This is a genomic window from Agrobacterium vaccinii (assembly GCF_021310995.1).
GTDB classification, from domain to species: domain Bacteria; phylum Pseudomonadota; class Alphaproteobacteria; order Rhizobiales; family Rhizobiaceae; genus Agrobacterium; species Agrobacterium vaccinii.
Map to the genome: position 1 here is coordinate 1,348,410 of NZ_CP054150.1, position 20,514 is coordinate 1,368,923.

Consider the following 20,514-nt stretch of genomic DNA (forward strand, 5'->3'; position numbering starts at 1 on the left):
TGAAATCCATCATAGGGAGGAATATCCATGGCTTGGCAACCCGCTGAGAACCGTTACGCGTCCATGAAATACAATCACTGCGGCAAGACGGGACTGAAGCTTCCGGCGATTTCGCTGGGCCTCTGGCACAATTTCGGCAATGACACGCCACATGCAACGAAGCAGGCGATTTGCCGCAAGGCATTCGATCTCGGCATCACCCATTTCGATCTTGCCAACAATTACGGCCCGCCTCCCGGCAGCGCGGAAACGGCATTCGGCGAAATCCTGAGAACGGATTTCGCGGGCTATCGCGATGAGTTGGTGATCTCTTCCAAGGCTGGTTACAACATGTGGCCCGGTCCATACGGCGAATGGGGCAGCCGCAAGTATCTGATTTCTTCTTGCGACCAGAGCCTGAAGCGCATGGGTCTGGATTACGTCGATATTTTCTATTCACACCGCTTCGACCCAGATACGCCGCTTGAAGAGACCTGCGGCGCGCTTGACCACATCGTAAGGTCGGGCAGGGCACTTTATGTCGGGATTTCCTCCTACAATTCCCAGCGTACGCGTGAGGCTGCGGCGATCCTGAAAGAGCTGGGTACGCCTTGCATCATTCATCAGCCCAGCTACTCGATGATCAATCGCTGGATCGAAGAAGACGGTCTTGTGGATACGCTGGAAGAACTCGGCATCGGCTCCATCGTTTTCTCGCCGCTGGCGCAGGGCATGCTAACAGCGAAATATCTTGGCGGCGTGCCGGATGCCAGCCGCGCCAGCCAGGGCAAGTCGCTGAACCCCGCCTTCCTCAATGAACGCAACATCGAGAACATTCGCGGGCTCAACGCCATTGCCGAACGCCGCGGACAGACCCTGGCGCAAATGGCCATTGCCTGGGTGTTGAGAGGTGGCCGCATTACCACCGCGCTCATCGGTGCCAGCCGCCCAGAACAGGTGGAAGATTGCGTAAAGGCGCTGGATAAACTCGATTTCACCGCCGAAGAACTGGCCGAAATCGATCGTTTCGCAAAGGACGCGGATATCAACCTCTGGGCCAAATCCGCGGAACGGGCGAAGTGAAATAGAAGCCGCCCCGACACAATCCGGGGCGGCTTTTCCACCAAATACTAAATATGAACTTTAAGTGATCGATCTAAATTGCTGCGATCATTACGGATTTGTAATTTCCGAATTCAGTTTCCGTTCATTGTTGTGACGATATGGTCTGTTCATCACTTCACGAAAGGAAACACCGATGAAAAAGTTCTTCTCCATTCTTCTTGCCGCCACTGTTCTTGCTGCGCCAATGGCGGCGCAAGCGCAGAGCCGCCATGACGACCGCCCCGGCCACCGGACGATGGAACGGACGGTCACCACCAAGAAGGTGATTATTAAGAAGCATCGTTGGGACCGTGGTCAGCGCCTAGCGGCGAAGGATCGCCGTCACTTTGTTGATCGCCGCGATTATCGTCGCCATAACCTGAGAGAGCCCGGTCGTGGCCAGCGTTGGGTGCGCGTCGACAATCAGTATCTGCTGATTAACGCCGTGAACGGCCTCATTATCGGCCTGTCCAACGCGCGCTAAATCACCCGAAACTTGCTCCTGCGGCCATGGATCATATCCATGGCCGCAGTCGTTTCCGGGGATCGCTTCGTCCGTCACGGCAGTGCATTGAAAACGTGAGGCTGGTGTGTCTATCGTCATGCGGCCTGTCTGTTCCAATCGGGGAAGGGGTCGGTAAGGGAACGCCAGGCCTTCGGCGCAAAGGTCGCCGCGTCGATAAGGCACGCATCCAGCGCCAATCGGAGTTCGGCTTCACTCATTGGGTCGGCGCCGATGAACACGATTTCCTGTCGCCGGTCTCCCCATGTGTCATCCATGTAGGGCGCCAGCATGCGTGCAAAGCCCGGGTCTTCCGGCCAGTGCTGCTTAGGGACGGATGACCACCACAGTCCCATCTTACCCGTTTTTACCAAGGCACCTGCCTGACTGATCTCTCCGACATGATCAGGTCGTGTTGCGAGCCAGAAGAAACCTTTGGCGCGGATCACGCCCGGCCAATCCCGGTTGATGAAGGCGTGAAAACGGGCGGGGTCGAATGGACGCTTTGCGCGGTAGACAAAGGAGCGGATGCCGTATTCTTCCGTTTCCGGGATGTGACCCTTGAAGCCGTGCAACTCCTTGAACCACAAGGGATGTGTCTCCGCCTCCGCGAAATCGAAGAGTCCTGTGCCCAGAACCGTCTTCAGATCGACCTTGCCCTGATCAGTCTCGATGAGTTTTGCATCCGGGTTGAGGCCGACGACGATCTTTCTTGCAGCATCGCGCTCAGCAGCCGTGGCGGTGGATACCTTGTTCAGCACGACCACGTTTGCAAATTCGATCTGCTCAACCAGCAGGTCCACCAAGGTCCTGCTGTCGCCATCTCCCGCCGTCTCGCCACGGTCGGCCAGAAAGTCTGCCGAGCCATAATCTTTCAGCAAATTGGCGCAATCCACCACCGTCACCATTGTATCGAGCTTGGCAACGTCGGAAAGGCTCTGGCCATTCTCATCACGAAAATCGAAGGTAGCGGCCACGGGCAGGGGCTCAGCGATGCCCGTTGATTCAATCAGCAGATAATCGAACCTGTCCTGCTCGGCCAATTGCCTGACTTCATTCAAAAGATCATCCCGTAGCGTACAACAGATGCAGCCATTGGTCATTTCGACAAGCTGTTCCTGAGTGCGGGAAAGATTGGCGCCGCCATCGCGGATCAGCGCCGCATCGATGTTGACCTCGCTCATATCGTTGACGATCACCGCAACGCGCAGTCCCTCACGATTCCCGAGGATATGATTGAGAAGCGTGGTTTTTCCAGCGCCCAGAAATCCAGACAGAACGGTAACGGGCAATTTCCCAGTCATAATGGCACTCCATTGTAATAGTATTACATGTATGGGCACAATGAAGGGCGGCGTAAGCCACCCTCCTCAAAGTCGATCTCAGGACAGGCAATCTTTCAGCGATGTCGCGATGCCACGCATGAGCTTGAAGTACAGATCAGGACCGGCATCCAGCGTGCCAGCTTCCGGGTCGAGCGTGCCCGACTTCGCATTCGTGCCTTCAATGACGACATTGACCAGCTTCGGCTCGAACTGCGGTTCTGCGAAGACGCAGGTCGCGTTCAGTTCCTTTACCTTGGCATGAATCTGCTTGATGCGGTCAGCACCCGGAATGGTCTCCGGGCTGACCGTAATCGAACCGGCTGTCTTCACGCCGTAGCGATGTTCGAAATATTGGTAGGCATCATGGAATACGACGAAGGGTTTGTCCTTGATGGGGGCAACGGTCGCTGTAATCTCAGCATCCAGCGCGTCGAGCTTATCCACCAGTTTCAGGGTATTGTCCTGATAGGTTTTCGCATTGCCGGGATCGGCGGTGATCAAGGTCTTCTCGATTTCGACGGCCATGGCTTTCGCATTGGTCGGATCGAGCCACAAGTGCATGTCATACTCACCCTCATCGTGATCATGGCCGTCATCGTGGCTGTGATCATGAGCATGCTCTTCTTCATGCTTGTGATCGTCACCCTCTGCATGGTCATGGCCTTCGTGCTCACCATGGTCGTGCGCCTCGAATGGGCCACCCTCACGAAACGGCAGCTTCTCGACGCCCTTCGCCTCGTCGAGCTCGACGACCGTAGCCTTGCCAGCCAGCGAATGAAGTGGCTTCTCCAGAAATTTCTCAAGGCCATCACCCACCCAGAAGACAACATCCGCGCCTTCGATAGCTCGCGCGTTGGATGGCTTCAGCGAATAGGTATGGGGAGACGCGCCGCCTTCCACGATCAATGCCGGTTCGCCGACACCCTGCATGATGGCCGCGACGAGAGAATGAATAGGTTTGATAGAAACCACCACATTCGGCGCGGCCATGGCGTTGGACGATGCGATCATGGCTGCGGAGGCGAGAAGAAGGGTGGCGATTGTTTTCATGCGGTATGCTCCACTTGTATGGATATGTTATGTTATTACATATGTTGCGTAACGCTATAACGTATGCGATAGCCATGTGCAACACCGACAAACGGAAAAATACATGCTTCACTCTCCGGTCAAAACCGACGGAAAACTGGTCTCTCTTTCCAACGCTGGCGTGCAGCGCGCGGGGCGCTGGCTGGTGCGTGGCGTGGAGTTTTCCGTGGGCAGAGGCGAGATCGTCACGCTGATCGGCCCCAACGGATCCGGCAAATCCACCAGCGCGAAAATGGCGACCGGTGTGCTGAAGCCAGATGAAGGACATGTCGAGCGCATCGCCGGGTTGAAGGTCGGCTATGTGCCGCAGAAGCTTTCCGTTGACTGGACCATGCCGCTGACCGTTCGGCGGTTGATGACGCTGACCGGACAATTGCCCGCCCGCGAAATCGACGCCGCACTCGACGCAACCGGCATTTTGCATCTGGCCAGGGCCGAAGTGCAGCATCTCTCGGGCGGCGAATTTCAGCGTGCATTGCTGGCGCGGGCCGTGGCCCGCAAACCGGATTTGCTTGTGCTGGACGAGCCCGTGCAGGGCGTAGATTTTTCCGGTGAAATCGCGCTTTATGACCTCATCAAAACCATTCGCAACACCACCGGCTGCGGCATTTTGCTGATATCGCATGATTTGCATGTCGTGATGGCGGAAACCGATACCGTCATCTGCCTGAACGGCCACGTTTGCTGCCGCGGCACACCGCAGGTCGTCAGCCAGAGTCCTGAATATATGCGTCTGTTCGGTGGCGCAGCCGGACGTGGACTTGCCGTTTACAGCCATGATCACGACCATACGCATCTGCCCGATGGACGCGTACAACATGCCGATGGATCCGTGACGGACCATTGCCATCCGCACGACGGGCACCACCACGAACCCCACGACCATGCGCATCAGGACGACTGCGGCTGCGGCCATGATCACGACGATGGGCACCATCATGCCGGGCACGCGGCTCATGCACCGGGAGCAAAGCATGTTTGACGATTTCTTCGTGCGGGCCATGGTTGCGGGAATCGGTGTCGCTCTAATGGCGGGGCCGCTGGGCTGTTTCGTCGTCTGGCGGCGTATGGCCTATTTCGGTGATACGATGGCACATTCGGCGTTGCTCGGCGTGGCGATTTCGCTGCTGTTCCAGATCAATCTGATCGTCAGTGTCTTTATCGTCGCGTCCCTGGTGTCGCTGATCCTGTTGTTTCTGCAAAGGCGCCAGGCCCTGTCTGCCGATGCCCTGCTGGGCATTCTTTCGCATTCGGCGCTTGCCTTCGGGCTCGTCATCGTCGCCTTCATGACCTGGGTCCGCATCGATCTCGTGGCGTTCTTGTTCGGGGATATCCTGGCGGTCACTGTGTTGGATATCCAGCTGATATGGGGTGGTGGCGTGGTGGTTCTGCTCGCGATTGCTTATTTGTGGAAACCGCTGCTCGCTTCCACAGTCAATGCCGAGCTGGCGGAGGCCGAGGGCATGCGGCCAGAGCGGTCGAAACTGTTGTTCATGCTGCTGATGGCCCTCGTCATTGCCATCGCCATGAAAATCGTCGGCATCATGCTGATCACGTCGCTGCTCATCATTCCGGCAGCAACGGCGCGTCGCTTTTCGTCCACGCCGGAAGTCATGGCCGTTTTGGCATCACTCATCGGTGCGGTCGCGGTCTTTGGCGGGTTGATGGGCTCGCTGCATTACGATACGCCGTCAGGACCATCCATCGTCGTTGCAGCCGTGCTGCTGTTCATTTTCAGTCTCTTGCCAGCGCCCAAATTTGCGCGAAATGCAGAGCAGGGAGGTCGCCCATGACCAGTTTAAACCTCACGCGCAACCAGTCTCTGGTTTACGATGCGCTCACGCGTTCGCAGGCGCCGCTCAGTGCTTACGTCATTCTCGACAAATTGCGGGACAGCGGTTTTCGTGCGCCTTTGCAGGTCTATCGCGCGCTGGAGAAGCTTATCGAACTCGGTATCGTGCACCGGTTGGAGAGCCTCAACGCTTTCGTTGCATGCTCGCACACGCAAACGGATTGCTGCACGCACCACCACGGCACGGTCGCATTCGCCATTTGCAACGCCTGCGGTCAGGTCACGGAATTTCATGATCACCAGATCGATCATCGTCTGGGTGATTGGGTCAAGAACCAGAAGTTCAAGGCGGAAAAAACCACGATCGAAATACGTGGACTTTGCGAAGCCTGCGCCGCCTAGAGCGGCTGCAAATCTCTGGCAAAGCGCCGCCAGTTCTCGACATACTTGGCGGCGGATGTCTTGAGGGACTGAACCGCCGCATCATCAAGAGTGCGGATGGCCCGCGCCGGTGACCCGACGATCAGAGAATTGTCGGGAAATTCCTTTCCTTCGGTAACCAGCGCATTCGCGCCGATAAGGCAGTTCTTGCCGATCTTCGCGCCGTTCAGCACCGTGGCACCCATGCCGACCAGTGTGTTGTCGCCGATGGTACAGCCATGAATGATGGCGTGGTGGCCAATGGTGCAGCCTTCGCCAATCGTAGCCGGAAAGCCGGGATCGCTGTGCACCATCACACCTTCCTGAATATTGGTGCCGCGTCCAACGGTGATCGGCTCATTATCGCCGCGCAACGTGGCGCCGAACCAAATGCCGACATCCTCGCCGATGGTGACAGACCCGATGATATTGGCATCGGGCGCGACCCAGTAGCTGTCGGGGGCAGGGGTTTGCGGCGCACGTTCGCCCAGACGATAAAGGGGCATGGCCTGTCCTCTACGTTATACGACTTTAACGGACAGCGTGCCGACGCCATCAACACCACACGTCATGACGTCACCCTTGACGATGGGGCCGACACCAGCGGGCGTGCCAGTCATGATCACATCGCCAGCAGCCAGCGTGAAAAGCTTGGACAGTTCGGCGATGATCTCAGCCGTCTTCCAGATCATCTGGTCGAGATCGCCGGACTGCTTTCGCTCGCCGTTGACGTCCAACCAGACAGCACCTTTGTCAGGGTGGCCGATTTTCGAGGCGGGAACGAGGGGCGAAACGGGGGCGGAAGCCTCGAAAGCCTTGGCACCTTCCCATGAACGGCCCATCTTCTTCAGGGTGTCCTGCATATCACGGCGCGTCATATCGATGCCGACAGCATAGCCCCAGACATGTGCGAGCGCGTTGTCCACCGCAATGTCGGAGCCGCCACTTTTCAGCGCAACGACGCATTCAACTTCGAAATGAACGTTCGAAGACAGTGCCGGATAGGGAAAATCCTGACCCGTCGGCAAAAGGTTTTCAGCGTTTTTCTGGAAAAAGAACGGAGGTTCGCGCGATGGATCGTGACCCATTTCGATGGCGTGGTCCGCATAGTTCCGCCCCACGCAATACACCCGGCGGACCGGAAAAGTCTCGCTGCTGCCTTCAACGGGCAACAGGACGGATGGTGGAACGGGAATAACGGTCGCGGACATGGTGAGCTCCTGATTTCTGTCTTCGGTTGTCCCGCGATTCTGCCTGGAATTCCAGTTCAAAAAACACTGGCGTGGGAAAACTGGCATTATCCCGCGCATTGCGATAGAAGCCGGACGTTAAGAGGTTTCACGAGACATGTACCAAAAAGCACGCGCCAATGGCGGCAAAATCTTCGCAGTCGCACCGATGATCGACTGGACCGACACGCGATGCCGTTTTCTGCACCGGCAGCTATCCAGCCATGCGCTGCTCTACACCGAAATGATCGTGGCGGACGCGATTATCCACGGGCAGCGGGAAAAGCTGCTAGGCTATCATGTGCAGGAGCATCCGGTCGCCCTTCAGCTTGGCGGGTCCGATCCGGCAAAGCTGTCGGAGGCTGTGCGGATTGCTGCAGACTTCGGTTACGACGAAATTAATCTCAACGTCGGCTGCCCATCGGACAGGGTTCAATCAGGCACATTCGGTGCATGCCTCATGCGCGAGCCGGAAACGGTTGCGCGCTGCGTGTCCGCGATGAAATCTGTCGCCACCGTGCCGGTGACTGTAAAGTGCCGTATCGGTGTCGATGATCAGGACCCGGAAATCGTGCTGCCTGATTTCATCGCCCGCGTGGTGGCAGAGGGCGCCGACGCAGTCTGGGTCCACGCCCGAAAAGCATGGCTTCAGGGGCTGTCGCCAAAGGAAAACAGAGACGTGCCGCCGCTGGACTACGACCTCGTCTACCGGATGAAGCAGCGAAATCCCGACGTTTTTATCGGCATCAACGGTGGAATCACCGATCTCGATCAGGCCGAAGAGCATCTGAAACACATGGACGGGGTGATGCTTGGCCGCGCTGCCTATCACAACACCTCCATCCTCGCGGATGTCGATCACCGCATTTACGGCGCGCCGGAAAGCGTGCCTGACTGGCTGGCGCTGCGAGATAAAATGATGGATTACGCAGCCGACTACATCGCCAATGGCGGTCGTCTCAACCACGTCACCCGTCACATGGTAGGGCTGTTTCAGGGATTGCCCGGTGCGCGCAGATTCCGCCAGATTCTGTCGAGTGACTCGACCCGCGCAGGTGCTGGCCCGGAAGTGATCGCGGCGGCCTTTTCCGCCATCAATTTCGATGCGCAGGAGCCCCTGGCAGGATAGCGACACGTCGTGTGTCGCACCAATATCAAACCAATGTTTGCAGCATCTTAGCGCCATTGGGAGCATTGACCTTGCCGCCCGTGATAAAAAAGGCAAAGACATCGCGTGGCTTTTTCTCTGCTTTTCGATCCGGCGCGATCAGCGGAAGGTCATCCGGTACCGAACCTCCAGCATAGGTCTTCAAGCGTTCGCCCCAGGCTTTTACATCCTTCTCAGGATAGCAGGTTTCGATGTCGTCCTCGCCTTTTTGCAGGCGGCAATAGACGAAGTCAGCCGTCACATCCGGCAACATCGGATAGTCGTGGTGGTCGGCGCAGACGACTGCGACCTTGTGTTTTGCCAGGAGCTCGATGAATTCTGGAACCTGAAAGCTCGGATTGCGGACCTCCACGACATGCTGCAACGCCAGTCCGTCCTGCTTTTCCGGCAGGAGTGCCAGAAAGCGAGCGAAGTCTTCCGGCTCGAATTTCTTGGTCGGCGCAAATTGCCACAGGATCGGGCCTAGATGATCGCCCAGCTCCGTCAGGCCTTGTGTGAGAAATTTCGCCATCGATTCACCCGCCTCGGCCAGCACCTTGCGGTTCGTCACGAAGCGGCTGGCTTTGAGCGAGAAAATGAAGCCATCTGGTACTTCCGACGCCCATTTCGCGAATGTCTCAGGCTTCTGACTACCGTAGTATGTGCCGTTGACCTCGATAGCGGCCAACTGACTGCTGGCGTGTTCGAGCTGACGTCGCTTCGGCATCTTCTCAGGATAGAATGTGCCTTCCCAAGGCTCGAAGGTCCAGCCGCCAATGCCGGTGCGGATCGTGCCAGTCTTGCTCATTCTTCTCTCCCGTAAATGCCTGATCCCGGTGCAGAGGGCGCGTTACTCCGCTGCCTCAATCTTTCGGTCGGAACGACGCTCCAGCAGTTCTTTCAGGAAATGACCGGTATAGGAGCGCTTCTCCTTGACGATCTGTTCCGGCGTGCCGGTTGCCACGATCTCACCGCCGCCGGTACCGCCTTCGGGACCGATATCGATAACCCAATCCGCAGTCTTGATGACTTCGAGATTATGTTCGATGACGACGACGGAGTTGCCCTGATTGACCAGTTCATGCAGCATTTCCAAGAGCTTGTTGACGTCGTGGAAATGCAGGCCGGTTGTCGGCTCGTCGAGAATATAGAGCGTGCGGCCCGTTGAACGCTTGGATAGCTCCTTCGCCAACTTCACGCGCTGCGCTTCACCACCCGACAGGGTGTTGGCCTGCTGCCCAACCTTGATGTAGCCAAGTCCGACGTCGAATAGCGACTGCAGCTTGTCACGCACGGCAGGCACAGCCGCGAAGAACTCCACACCTTCTTCGACCGTCATATCCAGAACGTCGGCGATGGATTTGGACTTGAAAGTCACATCGAGTGTTTCACGATTGTAGCGCTTGCCGTGGCAAACGTCACAGGTGACGTAAACGTCAGGCAAGAAGTGCATCTCGATCTTGATGACGCCATCACCCTGACAGGCTTCGCATCTACCACCCTTTACGTTGAAGGAGAAGCGGCCCGGCGCATAACCACGCGCCTTGGATTCCGGCAATCCAGCAAACCAGTCGCGGATTGGCGTGAAGGCGCCAGTGTAGGTGGCCGGGTTGGAGCGCGGTGTGCGACCGATGGGTGACTGATCGATATCGATGACCTTGTCGATAAATTCGAAGCCATCGATGCGGTCATGTTCGGCGGGAATTTCGCGTGCGCCCATGACGCGTCGCGCCGCGGATTTATACAGCGTCTCAATCAGGAATGTCGACTTTCCGCCGCCCGAAACGCCAGTCACCGCAGTGAAGACGCCAAGCGGGACGGAGGCGGTGACATTCTTCAAATTGTTGCCGCGTGCACCGACGACCTTGACTTCCTTACCCTTCTTGGCCTTGCGGCGCTCACTGGGAACCGCCACGCCAAGTTCGCCGGAAAGATACTTGCCGGTCAGCGATTTCGGGTTGGCCATCACCTGCTGCGGCGTACCTTCGGCAATCACCTCACCACCGTGAATACCAGCGGCGGGACCGATATCGACAACGTAATCCGCCGTCATGATCGCGTCTTCATCATGCTCGACAACTATGACGGTGTTGCCGATATCGCGAAGATGTTTCAGCGTTTCCAGCAGACGTGCGTTGTCACGCTGGTGCAGGCCGATCGATGGCTCGTCGAGAACGTAGAGAACGCCTGTCAGACCAGAGCCGATTTGCGAGGCGAGGCGAATACGCTGGCTCTCACCACCGGACAGGGTGCCGGAATTTCGCGACAGGCTCAAATAATCCAGCCCGACATCGTTGAGGAAGCGCAGGCGTTCGCGGATTTCCTTCAGGATACGAACGGCGATCTCATTCTGTTTGGCATTGAGCGATTCCGGCAAAACCTCGAACCAGTCGCGTGCTACGCGGATCGACATTTCCGTGACCTGGCCGATGTGCAGCTTGTTGATCTTCACCGCCAGGGCTTCCGGCTTCAGGCGATACCCGGCGCAGGCCGGGCAGGGTGCTGCCGACATGTAGCGTTCGATCTCTTCACGCGCCCATGCGCTATCAGTCTCTTTCCAGCGGCGCTCGAGGTTTGGAACGATGCCTTCGAAGTTCTTGACCGTCTTATAGGAGCGAGCGCCGTCCTGATATTCGAACTCGACCTTGTCGTCAGTACCGTGAAGAATGGCCTTTTTCGCGGCATCCGTCAGGTCGTTCCAGCGGCTCGAAAGCTTGAAACCGAAGGCTTTGCCAAGGGCTTCCAGCGTTTGATTATAATAGGGTGACGATGATTTTGCCCAAGGTGCCACGGCCCCATCTTTCAACGTGCGGGCAGGCTCCGGCACGATGAGTGCAATATCGACTTTCTGCTGCGAGCCAAGGCCATCGCAAGTGGGGCAAGCACCGAACGGATTATTGAAGGAAAACAAGCGCGGCTCGATCTCGGAGATCGTGAAGCCCGATACGGGGCAGGCAAACTTTTCCGAGAAAAGCACCCGCTCATGGGTTTCGTTGAGCGACTTATTGGCCGATCCACCCGCCGATGTTTCCTCTGGCGGCAGGGGCTTGTCGGCAAATTCTGCAACAGCCAGACCGTCTGCGAGTTTCAGGCAGGTTTCGAGACTGTCCGCCAAACGCGCTGCCATATCTGGCCGCACAACGGCGCGGTCCACGACGACATCGATATCGTGCTTGTATTTCTTGTCCAGCGCCGGGACATCGGCAATTTCGTAGAATTGGCCATCCACCTTTACGCGCTGGAAGCCCTTCTTCATCAGTTCGGCCAGCTCTTTTTTATATTCGCCTTTACGACCTCTGATCATGGGCGCAAGAATATAGAGCCGCTTGCCCTCCTCGAACGCGAGGATGCGGTCGACCATCTGGCTGACGGTCTGGCTTTCGATGGGCAGCCCGGTCGCTGGCGAATAGGGAACGCCGACACGCGCAAACAGTAGGCGCATGTAGTCATAGATTTCCGTGACAGTTCCGACCGTCGAGCGCGGGTTGCGCGAGGTCGTCTTCTGTTCGATGGAAATGGCCGGCGACAGACCTTCGATCTGATCCACGTCGGGCTTCTGCATCATTTCCAGAAACTGCCGGGCATAGGCCGAAAGGCTTTCGACGTAGCGACGCTGCCCCTCCGCATAGATCGTGTCAAATGCGAGAGAAGATTTGCCGGAGCCCGACAGCCCAGTCATGACGATCAGCTTGTTGCGCGGCAAATCCAGATCGATGCCTTTGAGGTTGTGCTCGCGGGCGCCACGGATCGAAATCGTCTTTAATTCACTCATGAGGAGGCTCAAAATACTCGTTGGGAGGCGTAGGCTCTTATGTAATGACCGAAACCGGCGTGTCGAGGTATATTAAGATTTTCGTATGCTTTTCGATGCGCTTGACTCACTCGATTGCCTTTAATAGAACAAATGAAGAACGATTGACAAGTGTCTTCACAGGACAAAAACATTCCTTGTGGATTGTCGTTCCATCCGGTGCCCTTCCGGCGCAAGGATGGTCTATGGTGAATGAGATTTTGAACAGTATGAGGCTGGCCATGACGGCTGGTAGACAGGATTGAAGAGATGGCTGGCAGCGTAAACAAGGTTATTCTGGTTGGAAATGTCGGCGCTGATCCCGAAATTCGCCGCACGCAGGACGGTCGCCCCATCGCGAATTTGCGGATTGCCACGTCTGAAAGCTGGCGTGACCGTAACTCCGGTGAACGCCGCGAAAAGACCGAATGGCACACCGTCGTGGTTTTCAACGAAGGCCTTTGCAAGGTCGTCGAGCAATATGTGAAGAAGGGTGCCAAGCTCTATATCGAGGGCGCGCTTCAGACCCGCAAATGGCAGGACCAGACCGGCGCCGATCGTTACTCCACGGAAATCGTGTTGCAGGGCTTCAACTCCACGCTGACCATGCTTGATGGTCGCGGTGAAGGCGGCGGTGGTGGTGCAGGCCGTGGCGGAGACGATTTCGGTGGCGGCGGCGGAAATTACGGCGGCGGCAACGATCAGCCATCGTCCTCTTCGCGCGGTGGCGCATCCCGCGGCGGCCAGCCAGCAGGCAATTTCAACAATGACATGGACGACGATATTCCATTCTGATTTTTGAACCATAGCAGGGGGACAGCATGACCGAGACGACGACAACGACGCGCCAGCCATCGACTTGGCGCATCGTCCTTGCAGCGATTCTGGATTTCTTTACGGCCTTCTGGGTATTCGGATATCTCGTTGCTGTTGTGTCCGGCGGACGCACGGAAAGCGGTTTCAGCCTGCAGGGCATGCCTGCGCTTATTCTCTTTGCGCTCATCGTTGCCTACTTTTTGGTCTTCAATCGCTACTTGGGCGGAACGATCTGGAAGCGCATTTTGAAGGCGAGGCGGTCCGACTGAACGTTTACTGACGCTGAGGGGCACGCAGGCCATTAGGTTCGGTCTGTTGCTTCATTGGTCTGTTAGATGAAGTTTCGGTTGGCGGCGTTTATTTGCCAGCCTTGTCCGCCAACATTCCCACCATCACGTCCGATTGGGAAATGATGCCAGCAAGTTTTTTGTTGCTGTCTACGACAGGCAGATAATGCAGGCCCTGTTCCGCCAGCATAATGATGGCGTCCTCTATCGGCGTCTCCGGTGAGACGGTTTTGACCGGCGATGTCATGATGTCTTTGACGGTGCCATTCGGCGCGCTGCGTCCTGAAAAGATCAGCCGGATGCGCTGAAGAAGCCCGATCACCGGGCGGCCACTCGTCCAGCTTGCCTTTTCCAGAAAATCCGTCTGCGTCACAATGCCGACCACCTCGGCTGTGTCGTTGGTCACCGGTAGAGCCTTGAAATGGTGGTCGCGCATCAGGTCGTGCGCGGTTTTCAGAGAGTCGTCCGGCGCCACACCAACGACGTCGCGTGACATGATGCTCGCGCAATCCAGATGGGTCGTGCGGCGTCTGTAGGAGCGCAGTTCGGTACGGCGCAAAATCGTTTCGAGATCGTCGCGATCGATGTCGATGACCTGATCATACTCCCTCAAGACATCATCAAGATCATCTCTGGAAAAGCCGATACGCTGGATAGGTGAGGGGTCTTTCGTGCCATGGCTGGCGGGGACGGAGCGGACGACGTGAGGGTAACGACGGCCTGAGATGTTGTTGAAGATCACAGCGAGGGCGAGAAGCGCTACGGAGTTTCCAGCCACTGGCCACAGCACGAAGCCGTAACCCAATCCTTGAATGGCTGATCCACCCAATACCGCAGTCAGTGCAACAGCGCCGCTGGGCGGATGGAGGCAACGCAGCGTCATCATTGCAGCAATGGCGATGCTGATCGCCAGTGCTGCCGCCAAGAAGGGGTCTGCGACCAACATCGCGACGGTTACGCCCACAAAAGCGGAAACAATATTGCCGCAGAGAATGGACCAAGGCTGCGCAAGCGGGCTTGAGGGAACGGCGAACAACAGCACGGCGGAGGCGCCCATGGGCGCAATAAGGGCTGGCAACGCGGCATTGTCGCCAACTGCCCAGTGCCCGATAAGGCCTGTTACAAGAATTCCGAGTAGTGCCCCGGTCGCGGAGCGAAGACGCTCCTTATAACTGACCGGCATTGTCTCCGGCACAACGCGGCGTAACGGATTTAGCATTCTGAAACTCTCGTGTGTCGTTACGACGCAATAACAGATTTCACGCCGTCCACCACGAACTGCACCGAAAGCGCTGCCAAAAGTACGCCCAGCAAGCGGGTTAGGATGGCGCGGCCGGTGTTGCCGAGAAAGCGGTCCAGACGGTCGGCAGCGAGCAGCGCGAGAAACACCAGCAGCATGCTGAAGGCGAGGATGAGAATAAAGATGATCTTGTCGAACGTCGTCTGCATCGAGCCTGAGATCAGCACGGTTGCGGAGATCGCACCGGGACCGGCGATCAACGGGAGCGCCAAAGGAAAGACGGCGATATTCTGGATGTGATCCAACGTGATCGCCATTTCCGACGTCTTTTCCTTACGCTCCTGCCGCTTTTCGAAAATCATTTCAAAGGAAATCCAGAAGAGCAGAAGGCCGCCGGAGATGCGGAAGGCACCCAGAGATATACCGAGGAGTTCCAGAATGGACGAACCGAACAGAGCAAACATGGCGAGAATGGCAAAGGCGATGATCGAGCCTCTCAGCGCCACCTGGCCGCGCTGGGCCCGCGTCATGCCAACCGTCAGCGCCAGAAACACAGGCGCAAGGCCGGGTGGGTCGAGTGTCACCAGCATCGTTGTCAGCGCGTTGATGAGAAGTTCGGTGGTTGCCATGGTGTCCCCGTTTCAGCGCTTGCAAACCCCGTGCATTGGCAGGAGTTTCGACGTCTTGTTTTGCGTGATGGTAGGTAAGTCACGCCCGGTTTGAAACCCCGCCCGAGCCGTTTTCGCCCACCACCTTGATAAAACTGTGTATCGTCTTGCAAATGACGCAAAAGACTGTTCAAAACGCCCTTGGAAATTGGCGCTTTAGCACTGTTTCCGCTATAAAAATCCATCCGATTCTTAACATAGAATGTGATCCGATTTGACTGACCAGAGCCCCCCAGGCGGCGGAAAGCTTCCGCCAGGCATTGAGCCGATTTCCATCATGGAGGAAATGCAGCGGTCGTATCTCGATTACGCCATGAGCGTTATCGTCAGCCGTGCGCTTCCAGACGTCCGTGACGGACTGAAACCCGTTCATCGCCGTATTCTTTATGGGATGAATGAACTCGGCCTCGACTGGAACAAGAAATACGTCAAGTCCGCCCGCGTAACCGGTGACGTGATGGGTAAATACCATCCGCACGGGGACTCGGCGATTTACGACGCGTTGGCACGTATGGCCCAGGACTGGTCGCTGCGCATGCCGCTGATCGATGGCCAGGGCAATTTCGGCTCCATTGACGGCGATCCGCCAGCTGCCCAGCGTTATACCGAGTGCCGCCTCGAGAAGGTGGCGCACGCGCTGCTGGATGATCTCGACAAGGAAACGGTCGATTTCCGCGACAACTACGATGGCACCATGACGGAGCCGGTCGTGGTTCCCGCCAAGTTCCCCAACCTTCTCGTCAATGGCGCAGGCGGCATCGCCGTCGGCATGGCGACCAACATTCCTCCGCACAATCTGACCGAAGTCATCAACGGCTCCATCGCGCTGATCGACAACCCGGAGATCGAGTTGCCGGAACTGATGGAAATCATTCCCGGCCCGGATTTCCCGACAGGCGCCTTCATTCTCGGACGCTCGGGCATTCGTTCGGCTTACGAAACAGGCCGTGGTTCCGTCATCATGCGCGGCCGTGCGACGATCGAGCCGATGCGTGGCGACCGCGAACAGATCATCATCACCGAAGTTCCCTTCCAGGTGAACAAGTCGTCGATGATCGAAAAGATGGCCGAACTGGTCAAGGACAAACGCGTCGAAGGCATTTCCGACCTTCGCGACGAGTCCGACCGCCAGGGTTACCGCGTGGTGGTCGAGCTGAAGCGTGATGCCAATGCCGAAGTCATTTTGAACCAGCTTTACCGTTACACGCCATTGCAGACGTCTTTCGGTTGCAACATGGTGGCGCTGAACGGCGGCAAGCCGGAGCAGATGACGCTGCTGGACATGCTGCGCGCTTTCGTTTCCTTCCGCGAAGAAGTCGTCAGCCGTCGTACCAAGTACCTGCTGCGCAAGGCGCGTGACCGCGCGCATGTGTTGGTGGGTCTGGCGATTGCAGTCGCCAATATCGACGAGGTCATTCGAGTCATCCGTCAGGCACCTGACCCGGCAACCGCGCGTGAGCAGTTGATGACACGCCGCTGGCCTGCCTCGGATGTCGAAAGCCTGATCATGTTGATCGACGATCCGCGCCACCGCATCAACGAGGACAAGACCTATAATCTGTCCGAAGAGCAGGCGCGCGCCATTCTCGAATTGCGCTTGGCACGTTTGACGGCTCTCGGTCGCGATGAAATCGGTGACGAGCTGAACAAGATCGGCGCCGAGATCAGTGAATATCTCGATATTCTGTCGTCCCGCATTCGCATTCAGCAAATCGTCAAGGATGAGCTGGCAGCGGTGCGTGATGAGTTCGGCACGCCGCGTCGAAGCCAGATCGTCGAAGGCGGCCCTGATATGGACGATGAAGACCTCATCGCCCGCGAAGACATGGTCGTGACCGTATCGCACCTCGGCTACATCAAGCGCGTGCCGTTGACGACCTACAAGGCGCAGCGTCGTGGCGGTAAGGGTCGCTCCGGCATGGCAACGCGCGATGCGGACTTCGTGAACCGGCTGTTCGTGGCAAACACCCATACGCCCGTTCTGTTCTTCTCCTCGCGCGGTATCGTCTATAAGGAAAAGGTCTGGCGTCTGCCTATCGGCACCCCGCAGTCCAAGGGCAAGGCACTGATCAACATGTTGCCATTGGCGGCTGGCGAGCGCATCACCACCATCATGCCATTGCCGGAAGACGAGACGACGTGGGAAACGCTGGACGTGATGTTCTCGACCACGCGTGGAACGGTTCGCCGTAACAAGCTCTCCGACTTCGTTCAGGTCAACCGCAACGGCAAGATCGCGATGAAGCTGGACGAAGAGGGCGACGAAATCCTCTCCGTCGAAACCTGCACCGAACGTGACGACGTGCTCCTCACCACGGCGTTGGGCCAGTGCATTCGCTTCTCCGTGGATGACGTTCGCGTCTTTGCAGGCCGTAACTCGGTCGGCGTTCGCGGTATCAACATGGGCGAGGGCGATCGCATCATCTCCATGACCATCGTCGGCAGCAGCGACGCGCAGCCATGGGAGCGTGCGGCCTATCTGAAACGTTCTGCCGCCGAGCGTCGTGCAGCAGGTGTGGATGAGGAAGATATCGCGCTGGTCGGCGAAGAGGTTCTCGAAGAGGGTGATCTTGGCGAAGAGCGCTATCAGGTACTGAAGGCACGCGAACAATTCGTGCTGACTGTCTCCCAGAAGGGCTTCGGTAAGCGCTCCTCTTCGTATGACTTCCGTACATCCGGTCGTGGCGGCAAGGGTATCCGTGCTACCGATACGTCCAAGACGACGGAAATCGGTGAGCTGGTTGCGGCCTTCCCGGTCGAAGACGGCGACCAGATCATGCTCGTCTCCGATGGTGGCCAGCTGATCCGTGTGCCTGTCAATGGCATCCGCATCGCGAGCCGCGCCACAAAGGGCGTCACGATCTTCTCCACAGCCAAGGATGAGAAGGTTGTCTCTGTCGAGCGCATCAACGAGCCGGAGGGCGACGACGAGGTCGAAGCCATCGAAGGTGAAGTGGTCGTTGAAGGCGGGACTGCTGATGACGCAGCCGCTCCAGACGGCGACGCTCAGGAATGACAATAGGGAACGGCGGGCTCAACCCCGCCGTTTTCGTTTGCAGTCGATGTATTCCTCATAAAACTAACCTATAAGCAAACAGCAAAAAGCCCTGCGAAACACATGTCTCGCAGGGCTTTTTATATGCCGTTAGATTTCAGCGCAGGCGCAAATGAATGACGCTTTGGCCGGAGCGGGAAGCGATATGAAGATGTATCTTTGCTTCCGGCTGGTTGCTTCGCCAGGCGCGGGCGCCGTGGCAAAGCAGGAGATTGACGAGATCGCGTGTCTTGTGGCGCGATTTATTCAGGCCGAGATCGGCAATTCGCATTGCCGCTTCGTGGATCGGATGCAGCACGGAAAGACTTTGCTGTCTGCCTTTGCCCGCTGCCATGTCCGCATAATTTTCGTTGATCGCCATCTGGAAACCCTCGTTACACAATACAATTCGAGGAGTGGAACCGGTAATTTTAAGTTTGATAGTCATTACCGGCCCCGATACCGTCTGTCGCTTACTGGAGAGAAGCCCAGCAGCTGATGCCCTTCTTCTTCAAGAGGTTGCATGCGTTGACCGCTTCGTTCTGGCCGCCGAAGCCGCCGAAACGTGCACGGTACATCTGGGAGCCGTCCTTGCTAAAGGCGACCGTGAATGGCTTGGCAGTGCGAAGTAGACTGCCACCCTTGTCCTGTGCTGCCTGAAGCAGGTTGCGTGCAGAGCCTTCATCCGGCGATGCGCCGATCTGAATGACCCAGCCAGCGCTGCCTGATGTTACAGGCGCAGGAACTGTAGATGCCGTCACGATGTTGTCGACCTTGGTGGAGTTCGTCACAAGCGAACGATCCGGCTTCATGTCGACAGGAGGAACGGGACGGGCAGGGGTCTTTGCGCGTGTCACGACATCCATGGCAGCGACAGCAGCATTGGCTTGAGCCGGTGCAAAAGCCGTAACCGGTGTCTCGTCTGCATAGCGTGCCTGCGGAACGGGCCCGGCATGCGGCAGACCGGAAGGTTGTGTGGACGCAGCAACGGCCATTGGCTCTTCGAGCAGAGCAGATGGAGTAGCTGCGATCAGGTTGCTGTTACCACCACGAGATGCCTGTGGAAGATATTCCGCAACAAGCTTACGCATCGTCGCATCGCGAGCAGCGCTGGAACGACCGCCTAGGACAACAGCAACGATGGAACGACCGTCCAGCTGTGCTGATGTTGCAAGGTTGCTACCGGCAGCGCGCGTATAACCAGTCTTGATACCATCGACGCCGCGAACGGTGCCAACGAGGCGGTTATGATTGCCGATGACCTGCTTGCCGAAGGTAAAGGTGCGGGTGTTGAAGTAGCCGTAATACTGCGGGAAGTGCTGACGCAGCGCAACGGAAAGACGAGCCTGATCGCGCGCCGTCGTCATCTGCGCCGTATTGGGCAGGCCGTGAGCATTGCGATAGGTCGTGCGGGTCATGCCCAGTGCACGTGCCTTCGCCGTCATGAGCCGTCCCCAACGTTCTTCCGAGCCGCCGAGATATTCGCCGAGTGCCGTCGCAACGTCGTTGGCCGAGCGGGTGACCAGAGCAAGAATGGCCTGCTCGACCGTAACCGAGCCGCCTGCGCGAACGCCCAATTTCGATGGAGGCTCTTTCGCAGCGTTGGCAGAAATCGGAACTTTCGAGTCGAGAGTGATGCGGCCTGAGTTCAACGCTTCGAACGTCAGATACAGGGTCATCATTTTGGTCAGCGATGCAGGATAGCGCAAACCATCAGGGTCCTCACTATACAGAACCTTGCCGGTTCTGGCATCCAGAACGATGCCCGCATATTTGGGATCAGCTTTCGCGATCTGCGTTGTGGCGGTGGTTGCCGTCGCCATAGCGACCGCAAACATGAAAACCTTCACGCAAGACTTAGCGTTTACCGCTTGCCCGAGTACCTCAGATATTTTTTTGAACACGGTTGAACTCATTAATCGCATGCCACTGTTCCGTCCGACACGCCCCGCCAGACTTTTCACCCGCCAACTTTAGAGTGATGGCGTTACCAAGTGGTTTATGAATGGTATCTGAAGCCGATAAAATGCATGGCGTGATCAAAACCGATACAGGCCACTCAAGTCTGTGCAGCGATGGCAATGCATATTGA

General features: G+C 57.2%; 19 protein-coding genes. 9 read left to right on the forward strand and 10 right to left on the reverse strand.

Annotation, left to right across the window (positions count from 1 at the left end; genetic code table 11):
• Positions 1 to 27 precede the first annotated feature (27 nt).
• Positions 28 to 1,062, forward strand: a complete 1,035-nt coding sequence (gene mgrA, locus HRR99_RS06825; protein WP_233123220.1) for an L-glyceraldehyde 3-phosphate reductase — start codon at positions 28 to 30, stop codon at positions 1,060 to 1,062.
• A 175-nt stretch (positions 1,063 to 1,237) separates the two neighbouring features.
• A complete protein-coding gene (locus HRR99_RS06830; RefSeq protein WP_233123221.1) occupies positions 1,238 to 1,567 on the forward strand; it encodes an RcnB family protein in 330 nt (109 codons plus the stop codon).
• Positions 1,568 to 1,683: 116 nt separating this feature from the next.
• On the opposite strand, the gene zigA is transcribed toward HRR99_RS06830, so the two are convergent.
• Together zigA and znuA are read right to left on the reverse strand one after the other, a co-directional pair.
• Entirely contained in the window at positions 1,684 to 2,889 is a 1,206-nt protein-coding gene (gene zigA, locus HRR99_RS06835) for a zinc metallochaperone GTPase ZigA (RefSeq protein ID WP_233123222.1), read from the reverse strand.
• A 78-nt stretch (positions 2,890 to 2,967) separates the two neighbouring features.
• Positions 2,968 to 3,960: a zinc ABC transporter substrate-binding protein ZnuA gene (znuA, locus tag HRR99_RS06840; RefSeq protein ID WP_233123223.1), complete on the reverse strand. Its 993-nt coding sequence runs from the start codon at positions 3,958 to 3,960 to the stop codon at positions 2,968 to 2,970.
• A 103-nt stretch (positions 3,961 to 4,063) separates the two neighbouring features.
• On the opposite strand from znuA, the gene znuC reads away from it, so the two are divergent.
• From znuC to HRR99_RS06855, 3 genes are read left to right on the forward strand one after another with little or no spacing between them, the layout of a single operon-like run.
• The gene (gene znuC, locus HRR99_RS06845) at positions 4,064 to 4,981 is read left to right on the forward strand and encodes a zinc ABC transporter ATP-binding protein ZnuC (RefSeq protein ID WP_233123224.1); all 918 of its coding nucleotides are present in this window, start codon (positions 4,064 to 4,066) and stop codon (positions 4,979 to 4,981) included.
• Entirely contained in the window at positions 4,974 to 5,792 is an 819-nt protein-coding gene (gene znuB / locus HRR99_RS06850) for a zinc ABC transporter permease subunit ZnuB (RefSeq protein WP_233123225.1), read from the forward strand. The genes znuC and znuB overlap by 8 nt, the downstream gene beginning before the upstream one ends.
• A complete protein-coding gene (locus tag HRR99_RS06855) occupies positions 5,789 to 6,193 on the forward strand; it encodes a Fur family transcriptional regulator (protein WP_111838361.1) in 405 nt (134 codons plus the stop codon). Before znuB ends, HRR99_RS06855 begins: the two co-directional genes overlap by 4 nt.
• Here HRR99_RS06855 and HRR99_RS06860 read toward each other — a convergent pair.
• Entirely contained in the window at positions 6,190 to 6,717 is a 528-nt protein-coding gene (locus HRR99_RS06860; RefSeq protein ID WP_233123226.1) for a gamma carbonic anhydrase family protein, read from the reverse strand. The two genes, HRR99_RS06855 and HRR99_RS06860, sit on opposite strands and share 4 nt — an antisense overlap.
• A 15-nt stretch (positions 6,718 to 6,732) precedes the next feature.
• On the reverse strand, positions 6,733 to 7,422 hold the full coding sequence (locus tag HRR99_RS06865) for a fumarylacetoacetate hydrolase family protein (protein WP_233123227.1): 690 nt from the start codon (positions 7,420 to 7,422) through the stop codon (positions 6,733 to 6,735).
• Positions 7,423 to 7,558: 136 nt separating this feature from the next.
• Here HRR99_RS06865 and dusA point away from each other — a divergent pair, with 136 nt between their 5' ends.
• Positions 7,559 to 8,569 carry a tRNA dihydrouridine(20/20a) synthase DusA gene (dusA, locus tag HRR99_RS06870; RefSeq protein WP_233123228.1) on the forward strand — a complete coding sequence of 337 codons (1,011 nt, stop codon included), beginning with the start codon at positions 7,559 to 7,561 and terminating at the stop codon, positions 8,567 to 8,569.
• A 25-nt stretch (positions 8,570 to 8,594) separates the two neighbouring features.
• Here the strand turns inward: dusA and HRR99_RS06875 are convergent, their stop codons facing one another.
• Together HRR99_RS06875 and uvrA are read right to left on the reverse strand one after the other, a co-directional pair.
• Positions 8,595 to 9,395, reverse strand: a complete 801-nt coding sequence (locus HRR99_RS06875; protein ID WP_233123229.1) for a DUF72 domain-containing protein — start codon at positions 9,393 to 9,395, stop codon at positions 8,595 to 8,597.
• A 42-nt stretch (positions 9,396 to 9,437) separates the two neighbouring features.
• A complete protein-coding gene (gene uvrA / locus HRR99_RS06880) occupies positions 9,438 to 12,359 on the reverse strand; it encodes an excinuclease ABC subunit UvrA (RefSeq protein ID WP_233123230.1) in 2,922 nt (973 codons plus the stop codon).
• A gap of 288 nt (positions 12,360 to 12,647) precedes the next feature.
• On the opposite strand from uvrA, the gene HRR99_RS06885 reads away from it, so the two are divergent.
• Positions 12,648 to 13,172 carry a single-stranded DNA-binding protein gene (locus HRR99_RS06885; RefSeq protein WP_111838355.1) on the forward strand — a complete coding sequence of 175 codons (525 nt, stop codon included), beginning with the start codon at positions 12,648 to 12,650 and terminating at the stop codon, positions 13,170 to 13,172.
• 26 nt (positions 13,173 to 13,198) lie between these two features.
• Positions 13,199 to 13,462: a hypothetical protein gene (locus HRR99_RS06890; RefSeq protein WP_233123231.1), complete on the forward strand. Its 264-nt coding sequence runs from the start codon at positions 13,199 to 13,201 to the stop codon at positions 13,460 to 13,462.
• Positions 13,463 to 13,550: 88 nt separating this feature from the next.
• Here HRR99_RS06890 and HRR99_RS06895 read toward each other — a convergent pair whose 3' ends face one another.
• Complete coding sequence (locus HRR99_RS06895) at positions 13,551 to 14,699, reverse strand: HPP family protein (protein ID WP_233123232.1); 1,149 nt, start codon at positions 14,697 to 14,699, stop codon at positions 13,551 to 13,553.
• 20 nt (positions 14,700 to 14,719) lie between these two features.
• Complete coding sequence (locus HRR99_RS06900) at positions 14,720 to 15,349, reverse strand: MarC family protein (RefSeq protein WP_112499973.1); 630 nt, start codon at positions 15,347 to 15,349, stop codon at positions 14,720 to 14,722.
• Between the two features lie 253 nt (positions 15,350 to 15,602).
• Between HRR99_RS06900 and gyrA the strand changes: the two genes are divergently transcribed.
• Positions 15,603 to 18,404: a DNA gyrase subunit A gene (gene gyrA / locus HRR99_RS06905; RefSeq protein WP_233123233.1), complete on the forward strand. Its 2,802-nt coding sequence runs from the start codon at positions 15,603 to 15,605 to the stop codon at positions 18,402 to 18,404.
• Between the two features lie 136 nt (positions 18,405 to 18,540).
• Here gyrA and HRR99_RS06910 read toward each other — a convergent pair whose 3' ends face one another.
• Together HRR99_RS06910 and HRR99_RS06915 are read right to left on the reverse strand one after the other, a co-directional pair.
• Positions 18,541 to 18,804: a hypothetical protein gene (locus tag HRR99_RS06910; RefSeq protein ID WP_111838351.1), complete on the reverse strand. Its 264-nt coding sequence runs from the start codon at positions 18,802 to 18,804 to the stop codon at positions 18,541 to 18,543.
• A 91-nt stretch (positions 18,805 to 18,895) separates the two neighbouring features.
• Positions 18,896 to 20,260 (reverse strand): SPOR domain-containing protein, encoded by a 1,365-nt coding sequence (locus HRR99_RS06915; RefSeq protein WP_422387299.1) that lies wholly within the window; start codon positions 20,258 to 20,260, stop codon positions 18,896 to 18,898.
• Between the last annotated feature and the right edge of the window lie 254 nt (positions 20,261 to 20,514).

What these genes read in the sequence shown, in the direction of transcription:
- mgrA (WP_233123220.1), top strand. Translation starts at nt 28, where the DNA reads ATGGCTTGGCAACCCGCTGAGAACCGTTACGCGTCCATGAAATACAAT.
- HRR99_RS06830 (WP_233123221.1), top strand. Translation starts at nt 1,238, where the DNA reads ATGAAAAAGTTCTTCTCCATTCTTCTTGCCGCCACTGTTCTTGCTGCG.
- zigA (WP_233123222.1), bottom strand. Translation starts at nt 2,889, where the DNA reads ATGACTGGGAAATTGCCCGTTACCGTTCTGTCTGGATTTCTGGGCGCT.
- znuA (WP_233123223.1), bottom strand. Translation starts at nt 3,960, where the DNA reads ATGAAAACAATCGCCACCCTTCTTCTCGCCTCCGCAGCCATGATCGCA.
- znuC (WP_233123224.1), top strand. Translation starts at nt 4,064, where the DNA reads ATGCTTCACTCTCCGGTCAAAACCGACGGAAAACTGGTCTCTCTTTCC.
- znuB (WP_233123225.1), top strand. Translation starts at nt 4,974, where the DNA reads ATGTTTGACGATTTCTTCGTGCGGGCCATGGTTGCGGGAATCGGTGTC.
- HRR99_RS06855 (WP_111838361.1), top strand. Translation starts at nt 5,789, where the DNA reads ATGACCAGTTTAAACCTCACGCGCAACCAGTCTCTGGTTTACGATGCG.
- HRR99_RS06860 (WP_233123226.1), bottom strand. Translation starts at nt 6,717, where the DNA reads ATGCCCCTTTATCGTCTGGGCGAACGTGCGCCGCAAACCCCTGCCCCC.
- HRR99_RS06865 (WP_233123227.1), bottom strand. Translation starts at nt 7,422, where the DNA reads ATGTCCGCGACCGTTATTCCCGTTCCACCATCCGTCCTGTTGCCCGTT.
- dusA (WP_233123228.1), top strand. Translation starts at nt 7,559, where the DNA reads ATGTACCAAAAAGCACGCGCCAATGGCGGCAAAATCTTCGCAGTCGCA.
- HRR99_RS06875 (WP_233123229.1), bottom strand. Translation starts at nt 9,395, where the DNA reads ATGAGCAAGACTGGCACGATCCGCACCGGCATTGGCGGCTGGACCTTC.
- uvrA (WP_233123230.1), bottom strand. Translation starts at nt 12,359, where the DNA reads ATGAGTGAATTAAAGACGATTTCGATCCGTGGCGCCCGCGAGCACAAC.
- HRR99_RS06885 (WP_111838355.1), top strand. Translation starts at nt 12,648, where the DNA reads ATGGCTGGCAGCGTAAACAAGGTTATTCTGGTTGGAAATGTCGGCGCT.
- HRR99_RS06890 (WP_233123231.1), top strand. Translation starts at nt 13,199, where the DNA reads ATGACCGAGACGACGACAACGACGCGCCAGCCATCGACTTGGCGCATC.
- HRR99_RS06895 (WP_233123232.1), bottom strand. Translation starts at nt 14,699, where the DNA reads ATGCTAAATCCGTTACGCCGCGTTGTGCCGGAGACAATGCCGGTCAGT.
- HRR99_RS06900 (WP_112499973.1), bottom strand. Translation starts at nt 15,349, where the DNA reads ATGGCAACCACCGAACTTCTCATCAACGCGCTGACAACGATGCTGGTG.
- HRR99_RS06910 (WP_111838351.1), bottom strand. Translation starts at nt 18,804, where the DNA reads ATGGCGATCAACGAAAATTATGCGGACATGGCAGCGGGCAAAGGCAGA.
- HRR99_RS06915 (WP_422387299.1), bottom strand. Translation starts at nt 20,260, where the DNA reads ATGTTTGCGGTCGCTATGGCGACGGCAACCACCGCCACAACGCAGATC.